This is a genomic window from Sphingobium fontiphilum (assembly GCF_014196635.1).
Lineage (GTDB): Bacteria > Pseudomonadota > Alphaproteobacteria > Sphingomonadales > Sphingomonadaceae > Sphingobium > Sphingobium fontiphilum.
On record NZ_JACIEB010000001.1, the window covers coordinates 758040 to 772155 of the forward strand.

At 62.0% G+C, this 14116-nt stretch carries 12 protein-coding genes; 8 read left to right on the plus strand and 4 right to left on the minus strand.

Annotated features, from left to right (window positions below; translation table 11 throughout):
* Positions 1-59 precede the first annotated feature (59 nt).
* A complete protein-coding gene (locus GGR44_RS03470) occupies positions 60-1070 on the plus strand; it encodes an NADP-dependent oxidoreductase (RefSeq protein WP_183954017.1) in 1011 nt (336 codons plus the stop codon).
* Here the strand turns inward: GGR44_RS03470 and GGR44_RS03475 are convergent.
* Entirely contained in the window at positions 1067-2056 is a 990-nt protein-coding gene (locus GGR44_RS03475; protein WP_183954018.1) for an NADP-dependent oxidoreductase, read from the minus strand. The two genes, GGR44_RS03470 and GGR44_RS03475, sit on opposite strands and share 4 nt — an antisense overlap.
* A gap of 113 nt (positions 2057-2169) precedes the next feature.
* On the opposite strand from GGR44_RS03475, the gene GGR44_RS03480 reads away from it, so the two are divergent.
* The 4 genes from GGR44_RS03480 to GGR44_RS03495 all read left to right on the plus strand — a co-directional run bounded on the left by GGR44_RS03480 (position 2170) and on the right by GGR44_RS03495 (position 6653).
* The gene (locus GGR44_RS03480) at positions 2170-2361 is read left to right on the plus strand and encodes a hypothetical protein (RefSeq protein ID WP_183954019.1); all 192 of its coding nucleotides are present in this window, start codon (positions 2170-2172) and stop codon (positions 2359-2361) included.
* Positions 2362-2490: 129 nt separating this feature from the next.
* On the plus strand, positions 2491-4785 hold the full coding sequence (locus tag GGR44_RS03485; protein ID WP_246344284.1) for a TonB-dependent receptor: 2295 nt from the start codon (positions 2491-2493) through the stop codon (positions 4783-4785).
* Positions 4786-4833: 48 nt separating this feature from the next.
* Positions 4834-5886 carry a nuclear transport factor 2 family protein gene (locus GGR44_RS03490; protein WP_183954021.1) on the plus strand — a complete coding sequence of 351 codons (1053 nt, stop codon included), beginning with the start codon at positions 4834-4836 and terminating at the stop codon, positions 5884-5886.
* 20 nt (positions 5887-5906) lie between these two features.
* Positions 5907-6653, plus strand: coding sequence for an SDR family oxidoreductase (locus tag GGR44_RS03495; RefSeq protein WP_183954022.1), 747 nt, complete (start codon positions 5907-5909; stop codon positions 6651-6653).
* Between the two features lie 48 nt (positions 6654-6701).
* Here the strand turns inward: GGR44_RS03495 and GGR44_RS03500 are convergent, their stop codons facing one another.
* A complete protein-coding gene (locus GGR44_RS03500; RefSeq protein ID WP_183954023.1) occupies positions 6702-7364 on the minus strand; it encodes a TetR/AcrR family transcriptional regulator in 663 nt (220 codons plus the stop codon).
* A gap of 136 nt (positions 7365-7500) precedes the next feature.
* On the opposite strand from GGR44_RS03500, the gene GGR44_RS03505 reads away from it, so the two are divergent.
* Entirely contained in the window at positions 7501-7965 is a 465-nt protein-coding gene (locus GGR44_RS03505) for a nuclear transport factor 2 family protein (RefSeq protein ID WP_183954024.1), read from the plus strand.
* Positions 7958-9292, plus strand: a complete 1335-nt coding sequence (locus tag GGR44_RS03510) for an aromatic ring-hydroxylating oxygenase subunit alpha (RefSeq protein WP_183954025.1) — start codon at positions 7958-7960, stop codon at positions 9290-9292. Before GGR44_RS03505 ends, GGR44_RS03510 begins: the two co-directional genes overlap by 8 nt.
* A 151-nt stretch (positions 9293-9443) precedes the next feature.
* Here the strand turns inward: GGR44_RS03510 and GGR44_RS03515 are convergent, their stop codons facing one another.
* A complete protein-coding gene (locus GGR44_RS03515; protein ID WP_183954026.1) occupies positions 9444-11909 on the minus strand; it encodes a TonB-dependent receptor in 2466 nt (821 codons plus the stop codon).
* Between the two features lie 194 nt (positions 11910-12103).
* On the opposite strand from GGR44_RS03515, the gene GGR44_RS03520 reads away from it, so the two are divergent.
* Entirely contained in the window at positions 12104-12544 is a 441-nt protein-coding gene (locus GGR44_RS03520) for a nuclear transport factor 2 family protein (protein WP_183954027.1), read from the plus strand.
* Positions 12545-12621: 77 nt separating this feature from the next.
* Here the strand turns inward: GGR44_RS03520 and GGR44_RS03525 are convergent, their stop codons facing one another.
* On the minus strand, positions 12622-14040 hold the full coding sequence (locus tag GGR44_RS03525) for an aromatic ring-hydroxylating oxygenase subunit alpha (RefSeq protein ID WP_183954028.1): 1419 nt from the start codon (positions 14038-14040) through the stop codon (positions 12622-12624).
* Positions 14041-14116: the final 76 nt, after the last annotated feature.

A 14116-nucleotide genomic window follows, 5' to 3' on the forward strand; every position in this document is an offset into this window, starting at 1 on the left:
GACGCTTGCGGGCCGGGGGCGGGATGGAGCCAACTGCGACAAATGAAAGGGAGAGGATCATGATTGCCAATCGCCGATTCACGCTGGTCGCCCGTCCGCAGGGCCTGCCCTGCGAAAGCGACTTCCGGTTGACCCAGGAACCGGCTCCGACCATCGGCGAAGGCGAATTTCTGGTGCGCAACCATTATGCCTCCATCGATCCCGCCATTCGCGGCTGGCTGGAGCCGGGCGGCAATTATATGGAGCCTGTCGCGCTGGGCGACGCCGTGCGCGCGTCGACCATCGGCATTGTCGAACAGAGCAACAACCCCGCCTTCCCCCTCGGCCAGTGGGTGATGGGCCTCAACAAGATCGAATTTTATTCGGTCGGGCGCGCCGACGGCTTCACCCATCCCATCGACGTCAGCGCCGTGCCTTCCCCCACCGCCTATCTGTCGGTCGCGGGCGCGGTCGGGCTGACCGCCTGGTTTGGCGTTGAGGAGGTGATGAAGCCTGTGGCGGGACAGACCTTGCTGGTCAGCGGCGCCGCCGGCGCGGTCGGATCGCTGATCGGGCAACTGGCCCGGCGGCGCGGCGCGCGCGTGGTCGGCATTGCCGGCGGGCCGGAAAAATGCGCCAAACTGACCGGACGCTATCATTATGACGCGGCCATCGATTATCGCGGCAAGGATGCCGATGCGCTGGGGGCGGCGATTGCGGAAGCATGTCCCGATGGCGTCGATTTCGTCTATGAAAATGTCGGCGGCGTCTGCCTTGACGCGGCGCTGATGAATATCAACACCGGCGCGCTGGTCGTGATATGCGGCCTGATCTCCGAATATAACAGCGCGCCCTATGGCACGCGCAATGTTTGGCAATTGCTGGTCAAGACGGCGACCATGCGCGGCTATCTGCTGACTCAATATCTCGACAAGTTTCCCGAAGGCGCCCGCGCCATGGCCGACCTCGTCGCGCAGGGGGCCATCGTCTATGACGAACATATCGAGGAAGGGATCGACAACGCCCTATCATCCATGCTGCGCCTGTTCGAAGGCAGCAATCAGGGCAAGATGATCCTGAAGCTGACCTAGACCCGCAACAATTGCTTGCCCCGGTTGGCGCCCGTGAACAGGCGCGCGAGCGCGGCCGGGGCCTGCTCGAACCCTTCGACCACATCCTGCTGCGCGACCAGTTTCCCCGACCGCAGCAGGCCCGCAAGCCGCGCGCGCATCACGGGCCAGCGGGGCTGTTCGTCAAGGATGATATAGCCCTCCATCCGGGCGCGGCGCAGGATCAGGTTGAAATAATTACCGGGCCCATCGATCCGCCCGCCCTGTTCATAGCGGCTGATCCCCCCGCACAGCACCACCCGCGCGCCGACGGCGATGCGCGCCAGCATGGCGTCGAGCACCGCGCCACTGACATTGTCATAAACGACGTCGATGCCCCCCGACGCCTCCCGCTTCAGCGCCGCCGACACATCGCCCGCCTTATAGTCGATGGCCGCATCGAACCCGGCGACCTGCGTCAACCAGGCGCATTTTTCCGGGCCTCCCGCAATGCCGATAACGCGCGCGCCCGCAATCCGCGCCAGTTGCCCGGCGATGGAGCCGGTCGCCCCCGCCGCGCCGCTGACCACCACGGTATCGCCCGCAACCGGGCGGCCGATCGCCTGCATCCCGTGCCAGGCGGTCAGGCCGGGTATGCCGAGCACGCCCAGCATCGCTTCGGGCGGCAGGTCCGGCTCGCATGGATCGAACCCCTCCCCATCCGTAACCAGCAATTCCCGCCATCCGGTCATGCCCGCGACCATCGTGCCCACTGGCCAGCGCCCGTCATGGCTTTCGATGACCTCTGCAACGCCCATGCCGCGCATGACCTCGCCAATCTCCATCGGCGCGACATAGCCGCCGAAGCTTTCCATCCAGCCCTTTTGCGCGGGTTCAAAGCCCAGCCACCGCAGGGCGAGCAGCATCCGCCCCGCCCCCGCCACCGGATCGGGCGCCTCGACCAGCGCGAAATCACTGTCCAGCAGCGGACGACCAATGGGCCGCTCCGCCAGTCGCCACTGCCGCATCTCATCATCTCCCTGTCGCGTGGCCATCGTTCCTGCCGGATGGCGGCCATGCTGCAAATTGGAGTTTTGACTAGGCTGGCCTTGCATAGCCTTTCAACCAGTCGATACTGGCCTTGGCCGTCGCGCCAAATCCCTTCTCCAGCCGCACCCCACCGCTATTCGCGACGATGGGGCACGCGCTGCCCCGGCCGTTTTTCTGGATGATGGTAGATGCCAACATGAACAATCCTGTGGACATGAACGGCAAGGTTGCAATCATCACTGGCCATGCCCTGGCGGTCGACGCGGGCTATCGGTCGCGCTGAACCTGTCACAAAGAAGAGTTTGGCCCCCGCGCAAAAACGATAAAACATACAGCACTGCTTGTTTGAACATGAACGGCTGTGCCGGACCGCCCGGCCCAGACCGGGCGAGCAATGCTGAGGGGAGGATTCATGCGTATTTCTTCGATCCTGCTGTGTGGCGCGTGCCTGACAGCCTATACCGCCGCGCCGGCCCTGGCACAGACCGAACCCCAGGAAAGCGAAGGCATCGCCGACATCGTCGTCACCGCACAGAAGCGGGCGGAAAATCTTCAGAATGTGCCGATTTCCGTGTCCGCTGTGGGGGGCGAACAGCTTGCCAACATGCAGGTCACCACGCTTCAGGCGCTGCAAGGCTCCGTCCCCAACGTCCAGATCGACAATTTCGCCAACACGCCCAACAATGCCGTCTTCACCATTCGCGGCATCGGCGTCATCGAACCCGATCCCTATGCCGGCAACACCGTGTCGATCGTGGTTGACGGCGTGCCGCAATTCTTCAGCATGGGCGCGTTGCTCGACATGTATGACGTGAACCGCGTCGAAATCCTGCGCGGGCCGCAGGGCACCTTGTTCGGGGCCAACACCACCGGCGGCGTGGTCAACGTCGTCACGTCGCAGCCGACGGGGGAATTTGGCGGCTATGTGAAGGCGATGGTCGGCAACTGGAACCGCGTGGACATTTCCGGCGCGATTGAAGCGCCGCTGGCCAAGGATATTTTGTCGCTCAAATTGTCGGGCATCCACACCCAGCGCAAGGGCTGGGTCACTAACGTGTTCGACGGGTCCGACATGGGCAGCAAGAATATCGACGCCGTCCGCGCCCAATTGCTCTTCACCCCTGCCCCCAACGTCAAGATGACATTGCAGGGCGAGTATGTCGCCGCCCGCAACGGCGCGCCCATCGTCATCAACGGCGCGGTGCCGGGCGAAGCCAATTATGTAGCGCCGGGCGTCAGCTATAATGGCAGCGTCCTGCCCATGTACGCCAGCCCCTGCCTGCCCGCAGGCACGCGGTGCGAAGCGCCGGGCAAATATTATTCGGGCAACAACGAAGTGCCCGACACGTCGGATATGGACACCTATTTCACGATCCTGACGACCGAAATCGGCGACACCGCGCTGGGCGATATCACCAGCATCACCGGCTACAAGACGTTCAAGCTGTTCGAATATACCGATCAGGACGGGTCGCCCAAGACCAACAACGCAACCCGCCGCCAGACCAAGGGGTGGCAGTTCAGCCAGGAACTGCGCTCGGCCTTCTCTCTGGGCGAGGCCTTCACTGGCGTGGCGGGCCTGTTCTACCTCAAGACCCATTACGACCATTACCAGATGTATCATCTGGACTTCGCGGCGCCGGGCCTGGCCCAGTACAACACGCAGGAACAGGGCACCGAATCCGTTTCCGCATTCCTCCAGACCTATTATCAGGCCACTGACCGGCTGAAGTTTCAGGGCGGCATCCGTTTCACCCATGACCGGATCAACGCCCGTTCGACGCTCGATTATGCGATGAATCTGCCCGCCCTGACGTCCGACGACTTCGCCGTCGCGCCGGGTATTGGCGACCTGAACGACGTCGCGCACCAGATCGACACCGGCGGTCGCAAGAGCTGGGACAATGTCGGCTGGAAACTGGGCTTCGACTATGAACTGGGCGCTCACCAGATGGTTTATGGCAGTTGGGCGCGCGGCTTCAAGTCGGGCGGTTTCACCGGCCGCATCGGCGTGGTGCAGGACGGCGACACCCCCTATGGCCCGGAAAAGGTCGATACCTTCGAAGTGGGCCTGAAGGCCGACCTTCTCGACCGTCGTCTGCGCGTCAATCTGGCGGCATTCTACACCAATTATCGCGACATGCAGGTGGCGCAAATTTACTTTGACAGCGCCACCAATGTACAGGGCAACCGCATCCTCAACGCCGCCAAGGCCGAGATCAAGGGTGTCGAACTGGAGGTGCAGGCGATGCCGACCGATGGGCTGACGCTGCGCGGGTCGGTGGGCTATCTGGATACAAAGTATAAGGAATTCCTGTATTTCGACCCGGTTTCGGCGGTCGTTTACGACCTGAAGGGCGAAGCGTTGCAGAACGCGCCCAAATGGGCGGGAACGCTGGGCGCGAATTACAGTCTGGAACTGGCCGGTGGATCGAAGATCGTGGCGGACCTGAGCTATCAGTACACATCCAAGAAATTTTATACCGCGATCCTCAACACCCCGCGCTCGGAAATCCAGCCGACCCATTATGTCGATGCGCTGCTGACCTGGCATGCGGCCGACGACAATATTCAAGTGGGTCTGTGGGCCAAGAACCTGTTCGACAAACGCTATATCTCCACCTCCTATGACTCGCCGGGCTATGCCGCGCTCGTCGGCTACGCCCCGCCGCGCCAGTTTGGCGTGTCGGCGACCTACAACTTCTGAAGGAAAAGGGGGACGTCCGGCGGCGGCGACGCCGCCGGACGCAATGCCATGCACGATATAGCCAGCCTGATCGCCGCCGACGGCATAAAGAACGCGCTGGCGCTGCACAGTCGGAGCGTCGACCGAGCAGACGCCGGAATGATCGCAGCGTCATACCATGATGACGCCACGGTCGAGTACGGCTTCTTTAGCGGAGCGGCGGCGGAACTGGCGTCAATATTGGCATCGGCGATGGCCAGCGCGGGCGCGACGCTGCACCGCACCGCGCCGCCGATGATGAAAATTGCAGGCAACCGCGCCGTCAGCGAGGCCTATGTCATCGCCTATGCCTCGGAACCGGGGATGCAACGCATGATCTTCGGCCGCTATCTCGACCGGCTGGAGCAACGCGACGGGCAATGGCGCATCGGCCATCGCCACTATGTGATGGACGGCAATATCAACCGGCCCGACACCATGATCCATCACCCGCTGGGGCCCTCGCCCGACCATCGCGTCCCCGCAGGCGGCAAGGGACCGGCCGACGCCGGCCTTGCCCTTCTCACCCTTCACCACGCCCAATCCCGCCGCGCCCAAGGAGCCGCACCGATGACCGTTGATCCCGCCGCGCTGGACCAGATGCTGTCCCGCGCCGCCATCCATGATCTGGCAATGGCCTATTGCCGGGGCGTGGACCGGGCCGACGCCGATCTGCTCAAGGCCATATTCTGGGAAGACGGCACGATGGTATCGGGCGTCATCAACGGTCCGGCGAGCGAATTTGCCGATGGCATCACCCAATATTGCCAGGCGAACATGGACTATTGCTTCCATTCGGTCGCCAATGAATGGATCGAGGTGAAGGGCGACCATGGCGTGGGCGAACATTATGTCATCGCCCATGTGAGCGCGGGCGGCCAGGATATGATGACCGGCGGCCGCTATATCGACCGCTATGAACGGCGCGATGGCGTCTGGAAGATTTTGAGCCGCACGTTCGTCGCCGACTGGAACACGACCCACCCGAACAGCATGGCGCTCGACGGCATGTATGAGCCGCTCAAGACGCGCGGCGGCTGGGGCTCGGCCGATCCGGTCTACGCCCTGTGGGCCACCCTCTGACACAATATGGAGCAACATCCATGGGAAAACTGGACGGCAAGGTCGCCATCATCACCGGCGGCGCGTCGGGGCTGGGCGCGGAGGACGCGCGCCTGCTGGCCGCCGAGGGCGCGAAGGTCGTCATCAGCGACGTGCAGGATGCACTGGGCAGGGCGCTGGCGGCTGAAATCCCCGGCAGCCTCTATCTCCGCCATGACGTGCGTAAAGAAGGCGAACGGGAAAGCGTCGTCACCCAAACCCTCTCGGCGTTCGGCCGACTCGACATATTGGTGAACAATGCCGGGCTGGTCCGCTTTGGTTCGGTGGAAGACCTGTCCTACGCCGATTACAAGTTGCAGGTCGACGTGATGCTCGACGGCACATTTCTGGGCTGCAAGGCGGCGATCCCGCACATGAGCCGCGATGGCGGCGGTTCGATCATCAACATGGCTTCGGTGGGCGGCATGAAGGGGATCAGCGCCATCCCCGCCTATGCCGGGGCAAAGGGCGGCATCATCGCCATGACCCGCAGCATCGCCGTCCATTGTCAGGAACAGAAATATCGCATCCGCGTCAATTCCATCGCGCCCGGCGGCATCGTGACGCCGATGACGGCGCAGGCTCTGGCGCAATTGCCGTCGGACGATCCGGGCCTTGAACAGAATAGCGCGCACGGCATGGGCCAGCCGATCGACATCGCCAATATGGTGCTTTACCTCGCCTGCGAGGATGGCCGACACATCACCGGCGCCAACATCGTGATCGACAACGGCGAAACCATGCGCTGACCGGGGCAAGCGTCCCGGCGGCGCAGTCGCCTCGCATCGCCCCGACCATCAGGCCTTACCATCGTCTCCGCTGCGCGGATCACGGCCGAGATACAGGCCGACCACGGCATCTTCGGTAAAGGCCAGAACATCGCGTCGACGCTCTTCCGGCATGGTCGACAGCAGTAACAGACCCAGATGCGTCGCCGCCACAAAATCGCTGGCGACCTGCAGGCGATGCTCGTTGCCTGCCCATTGCGGGAAGGATCCCGCCACTTCCTTTATCCAGGCGCGGTCGTATCGCAACGCGCCCTTTTCGAAACATTCGCGCAGTTCCGCGTCCGTGCGCGACGCGACCATCAGTTCCAGATAGGCGGCATAGTCACGGCTGTTGACGCTGTCCCAATACATGGCCGTCGCCTGTTGCGGCTGATCGTCCACAATCGTCGCACTCGCCCCGAAATCGGCCAGGAAGCGCGCGATCCGCCGGTCAACGACATGGTCGATCACCGCCGAAATCAGATCGCCCTTGGTCGGGAAATGATGTTGCAGCGCGCCGCGCGACACACCCGCCTTTTCCGCCAGCGCCAGAACCGAGAAACCGGCATAGCCACGCTCCACCAGCCAGTCGACGGCAGCCTCCAATACCCGCCCGCGCATCCGCGCGCTTTTGCGGCTCTGCCAATTTTCCGCGCTCTCGTCGAACGCGTCCGTTTCCTGTGTCGCCATCATGATCGCCGTCTGATCTTTATCCGCTCGGGGACTCACCTAGCAAAAAGCATAGCCTTGCCAACAGCGTCAACGGGTATAAAAATCACAACTGCTTGTTTTTGAGAACAAGAGCGCCAAGCACCCAAGGAGAGTAGTCATGTCCTCGGACATCCAGATGATGCAGGATCGGTTCGCGTTGCAGGATCTGCTGACCGCCTATTGCTATGCCGTCGACGCGCTGGACGATGTCGACGCGCTGCTCGACCTGTTCACGCCCGACGCCGTCTTCGACCTGTCGGCCATCGGCCTGCTCACCGCGCAGGGGCATGACGAAATCCGCGCCTTCTTCACCCGCGTGTTCAAGGACATGGCGCATCACGCCCATTATAGCAGCAACTTCACCGTCAGCCGTCTGGACGGCGACGAAGCGTCGATCCGCGCCTATGTCACCGGCATGGGCATCGCCAGGGACGGCAACAGCGTGACCGTGCATGTCGACTATTATCTCGACTGCGTCCGCACCGCCGCCGGCTGGAAGATCGCGCGCTTCTATGAAGAACCTCTGCTGCCAATGCCCGGATCGCTCACCGAAATCCATGCCAAGGAACCGGCCAATGCCTGAAACTCTCGAACGGGCGTCCGCGCCCTACCCCACATCGCCGCTGGCCGAAACGCCGCAGGCGCGCGGCGACGCCATCACCGGCGACCGTTACTGGTCGCGCGAATTCGCTGATCGCGAATGGGAGCATATGTGGAAGCGCATATGGCATGTGGGCGGCCGCGTATCGCAACTGGACGAAGCCGGCGACTTCATCGTCCACAATTTCAAGCATGAATCGGTGATGATGGTGCAGCAGGAGGATGGTTCCATCCGCGCCTTCTTCAACGTGTGCCAGCATCGCGGCAACAGGCTGGTCAATGTGACCGAAGGCGGCGTGGCACACAGCTTCACCTGTCCCTATCACGCCTGGAAATGGGGCATCGACGGCACGCTGAAGGATGTGCAGGATCCGGAGGATTTCGCGCACGGCAATCCCTGCGGCAAGCTGCGCCTGTCGGAACTGCCCTGTGAAACATGGGGCGGCTTCGTCTGGTATTCGTTCGACCGCAACGCGCCGCCGCTGTCGGAATATCTGGCGCCCATTCCCGACCTGATGGCGCATCGCGACCTGGACGACTGGACGCGGGTCGTATGGCGGCGGCTGAGGGTCAACACCAACTGGAAATTCGCCTCCGACAATTTTAACGAGGCTTATCATATCCCCGCGGTGCACCCGCAATTCATGCCGATCATCGACGATCATTATTCGACCACCATATTCGAAATGTATCCGGCGGGGCACAACCGCATGATCGAGAAGTTCCAGCCGTCGAGCCGCTATGCCGACGCGCAGCAGGTCAAGCCGCTATGGGCCGACATCCTGCGCGAATGGGAAATAGATCCTGCCGATTATGAAGGCCGCGCGCAGGAGGGCCGCATCGCCCTTCAGCAGGCGCGACGGCGGCTGGCCGAAGAGCGCGGCCTGCCCCATCTGGCGAAGTTCAGCGACTGGGAGCTGACCGACCAGTTCCACCATACGCTGTTCCCCAATGTGACGCTGACCGGCACGCCGGAGGGGCTGCACATGTTCCGTACCGAACCAGACGGCGACGACCCCAACTGGTCGATCTTTGATTACTGGTATATGGTGCCGACGACTGATGGCGATGTCGCGACCCTTTACGGGATGCGCCCATGCGAGGAGGCCGGGTTCGAGGACGGCGAATTCAGCGATTATGAAGCGAACATCGCCCAGGGCGATTTCCTGTCGCAGGATCTTTCGCTGGCGGTGACCCAGCAACAGGGGCTGCGCTCGATGGGCTTTACCGATGCCTATCTGGCCAATCAGGAAACCCGCGTCCGCCGCTTTCACGAGGTGCTGAACGACTATCTGGACGGGCGTCGCTAACCGCCCCCAAAAGCTGGCTTCCTTGCCCCCGTCCTGGTCGCCTGCGGGGCGGGGGCTTTCTTTTGTCGGTGCTGCGGTGACCACTCACAAAAAAATGGGGAGAGGAACATTGCTCCCCTCCCCTTTTTGCGACCCGTCGAGGGTGATGGCGTCAGAATTTGGTGGTCAGTTGCAGCATGACCGTGCGGGGCAAGGTGCCAAAGCCCAGCTGGTCGGCATGGGCCGACGTCGCGCCCCCCGATGCGCCGCCGGTCGAAGGACCGTCCACCACGCCCGTCACATAGAAACGGTTGGTCAGATTCTTGCCGATCAGCGCCACCTGCCAGCGTTCATCGGCCGATCCGACGCGGACGCCGGCGTCCAGCGTGGCATAGCTGCTCTGCCGCGAGTCCGGATTGCCAAAGCCCGAGGCCAGATAGGAGGACGAATAGCGCACGTCCGCATTCAGCCCTAGCATCAAATCGTTGCCGATTTCCGCGTCGTAGCCAACCCCGAAAGTCCCCGTCCATTTGGGCGCAACCGACAGCGTCGTGCCGTTCAAATTCTGGCGAACGCCGCCACCCGGCAGCACGATGTTGCACCCTTCCGCGATGCTCTGGCCCGCATAGCAGGGGGCCTCGGGGAATTTGGTGTAGCTCGCCTTGTTATAGTTGATCGACCCGTGGATGTTCAGCCCTTCCACCGCGCGGGGGGCATATTCGAACTCCAGCTCCACGCCCTTCGTCCGCGCGTCGGCGGTCAGCGTCTGGAAGGCGAAGATCGGCGAGTTGAAGAAGTCGACCTGCAGATCCTTGTAGAGATAGCTATACAGGCCCAGGTTCAGGCGCAGCTGGTTGTCAGCCAGCGTCGTCTTGATGCCGCCTTCGAAACCGGCCGCCCGTTCCGGGTTGAAAGTGAGGTCGGCCAGCGGATCGGCGGAGAATTTGGAATTGATGCCGCCATTCGAGAAACCGCCCGACTTGTAGGCGGTCTTGTAGGCGCCATAGACGAGGATGCCGCTGGTCGGCTTCCAGGTCAGCGAAATTTCCGGCGACCAGTTGTTGAACGTCTGATTCGCGGTCACTTCACCCAGGCCATCGGCGTCGAATTGATCGCGGAAGATGCCGGTCACCGCCGCGTTGTTATAGGGCTGGGTGAAATAGCTGTCCTTGGTTTCATGGGTGTAACGCACGCCACCGGCCAGTTCGACCGTGGGCACGACCTTCCACGTCACCTGGCCGAACAGGGCGGTGGTTTCGCCATCGGTGAAGCTGGTTTTGGTGGTGGCCAGGTAGCGGTTCGCGGCCGACTGGGTCGAATCCTCGATATTGGCGAACATTATGAACTGGTCGAAGGTGCGCTTCGTCTTCTGATAGAGGCCGCCGACCATCAGGTTGATCGGCCCGTCAAAGCTGGTCAGCGCGCGCAGTTCGGAAGAGAACGCCTTGAAGCTGCTGTTTTCCGTGGCCCAGGTGCCAGCCGCGCTCGACTGGAAATCGCAGGCGCAGGCCCAGCGGTTGTTGTTCCAGTTATAGTTGGTGACCGACGTGATGTTCACATCGTCCAGTTCATAGCCAAGGTTCGCGGTGATGCCCCAGCTCTTGTAGCGGTTGTAAAGCTGACCGTCCTTCTTGGAGAAGGGGAAATTGGCGGCGATGTCGGTGGGGATGTTGTTCTGGTGCGTGACAAAATCCTTCTTGCACGCATAGCCGTTGAGTTGGCTGACGCCCGACGGGCAGTTATAGGCGACATAGTTCCAGCTGCTGTTGTTCACTTCGCTGTGGGTGCCCGACGCCTTCAGGGTCGCGGTGAAGCGGTCGGTCGGTTCCCATTTCAACGTGATGCGGCCCAGCAACTCCTTCTCGCCGGGCGCCTGACTGGATGCCGGGGTCGCACCATGCCCCTCCAGCGATCCGTCGGCGATGTCGAAGGTGGAATAGGTGACCGGATCGGCGACGTTGCGATAATAGCCGCCCCACATTTTCGAGGCGCGAACGGCGACGCGGACACCCAGCGTATCCGACAGCGGGCCTGAGCCGACCAGTTCGATCTGCGCCTGTTCCGCCTTGAATTCATAACCCGCGCGCGCCTTGAACTCAGGCGTCGAGGTCGGATCGGCGGTTGTCAGCGAAATAACGCCGGCCGTGGCGTTCTTGCCAAAGAACAGCGCCTGCGGACCTTTGAGGATTTCGACGCGGCCGAGGTCGAAGAAACCTTCATTGATAATGCGGCCCTGACCATAATAGACGCCGTCGACGACGATCGCGACCGATTGTTCGATACCGATCGAAGTCGATGAGGAACCGATGCCGCGCAGCGTCAACTGCGCGCCCGACCCGTTGGAGGCGCGACCGACGTTGAGGTTGGGGGTGCGCGCAGCGATCTTCTCGATCGAGGTCAGATCCTGACGCTGCACCATTTCGGCCGACAGGGCGGTGACGGCGACGGGCACATCCTGCACGCTTTCCTGCCGCTTGCGCGCGGTGACGACAATATCCTGCAAACCGCCCGACGACGCCGAATCCTGCGCGGCGGCGTCCTGAGGCGCGGCATCCTGCGCGAATGCGGGGAGAATCTGAACGGACGCACAGATGGCGACGCCAAGGAGAAGTTGTTTCTTGCTGAAGCGGTTGGTCATTTTATCCTCGCCTGACATGACAGCCCTAAGGCCAGTTTGAACAGTTTATGGTGACACGGATCGGGCGCCCGGTCGTTGTCACCCGCTTTGCGCGCATCCGGGCGAGCCGTCATCCTGTGAAAATAGGCAGGTAATCCGACAAAGAAGCGTCCCCTGACATTTTTCATAGTGGGCAGGACCGGCTCCACGCCGCCGTGCAGCGGTCCGCCTTGCACGACGACGCCGATGTCGATTGCGGTCTGATGCGGGGCGGGGCGGACGACTATACCGCTTTCGCGCAGGGGTCTCTGGCCCAGTTGCACGGCAGCCAGCATATCGTGGGTCAGTTGGACCTGACCATCGACAACGACGCGGGAACGGGCTCGGGCGAAGTCTATGTCCTCGCCTGGCGCCGCACCCGTGACGAGGATGGCCCGGAAAAGGATTTGCTGATGGCGGGTCGCTATGTCGACGATTATGCGCTGAGCGATGGTCGCTCGGCGATCCAGCGGCGACGCGAGCTGATCGAAGGGGCCCGCCACGACCCGGCGATCGACGCCATGCTGCAGCAGGAGGCGGGCATTCACCTGTCCGGCCCGCGCGGCGCCGACTTTTCGCAGACGCGCAACTGGTCGTCCGGCATTTCGGGGCGATAGACGGAAAGAAGGGAGCGGAGGGGCCATCCCCCCGCTCCCTTCGCCCTCCTGGCAAGCCAGTCAGTGCCAGCCGGTTCTCAAAGCTGGCCGTTCACATATTTTATCAAAGTATTCTGGAACTGGCGGATCTGGATTTCCTGATAATTGGCCAGTTCGACCCGGTTGTTCGGGCTGGATTTCAGGCCCACCTGAACGAAGGGCAGATTTTCCATATCCTGTTCGAACACATCGCCCAATATGCCCAGTTCAGGCGCTTCGGTCCATTTCTGATCGACCGACAACAGCTTCATCCTGGGCGCCCTGGGCGGCGTTTCGCCCGGCGGCACGCGGGTGATGATCCGCACCTCCATCAGGCAATGATCGACATCGCCCCACGGCCGCCAGCGATAGACGATATTGGGTTGAAACCCGCCCCATGGCGACCAGTTGGGGAAAACATTATAGAGGATGGCGTCCATCATTTCAGCGTCTGACGCGAAGCTGACATCATGGCCGAACATCCGGGTCGTCGTTTCGCGCAGACTGGCGCCCAGCGCTTCGCGCGCCGTCTTTCCTTCGGGCACCTTGACGTTATAGCCGCCCTCCGGCGCATTCTCGCCCTCATAATTGTCTAACGAACGGCCGTTATACTTGACGAATTCGTCGACGATCCACTGCTGGGACTTGCCATCGGGATCGATGTGCGGCGACATCGTGCCAAAGGGCGTGATCGTCAGGTTCACATGGTCGCCATAGATGTTGTACATCGAATTGGCGTCACCGGTGAACGGCAGCAGTTGCGGATGAGTGACGACGGTATGCCAGCTTTCCATGAAAGCCTCCATCACCACCTTCCAGTTGGCCTTGCACACCTTGCCCACCCAAAGGGCGGTGGCGCATTCTTCATGCTTCCACCGCTTGAAATGCTCTGGCATGGGGGCGAGATACTCTTCCAACGTCGGGCCGTCCTTCGCCTCGCGCAGGAAGACATAGCCGCCCCAGCGGCCGACGCTGACTTCCGCCAGGTGAATATCCTCATCCTTCAGATGCGAAAAATCCCAGCGACAAGGGATGTTGCGCACGCTGCCGTCATTGTTCCAGGTGAAGCCGTGGAACGGGCACTGCAATTGCGCCGACCAGCCTTCCTGCGTCTTCAACTGCCGCCCGCGATGCAGACAGACATTGTAGAACCCCTTGATCGACCCGTCGTCCTGCCGGACGAGCAGAAAGCTCTTGCCCGCATTGTCGTAGACGACATGGTCGCCCGGCTCAGGCAACTCCTCTTCGCGCGCGGCAAATTGCCAGATGCGCGGCCACATCTTCTGGTTTTCCAGTTCGAAAAAAGCCGGATCGGTATAGCGCATGGCCGGAATGGGCTCCGACCCCAGATTTTCATATTCGTCCTGATACATGAACGCCGGCACCGGATTGGTGTCGGCCATCATCAGGTCGCGCACCGAGGTCCCGGGGCAGCGGGGCAAGGGTTTACCCTTGATACGCGGATCACTCTCGGCCATCGATCTCACTCTCTCCTGTCACGTTTGACGCCATATTAGGCGCATTTGCGCGTCGATAACCTGTAGTTTGCGTCAG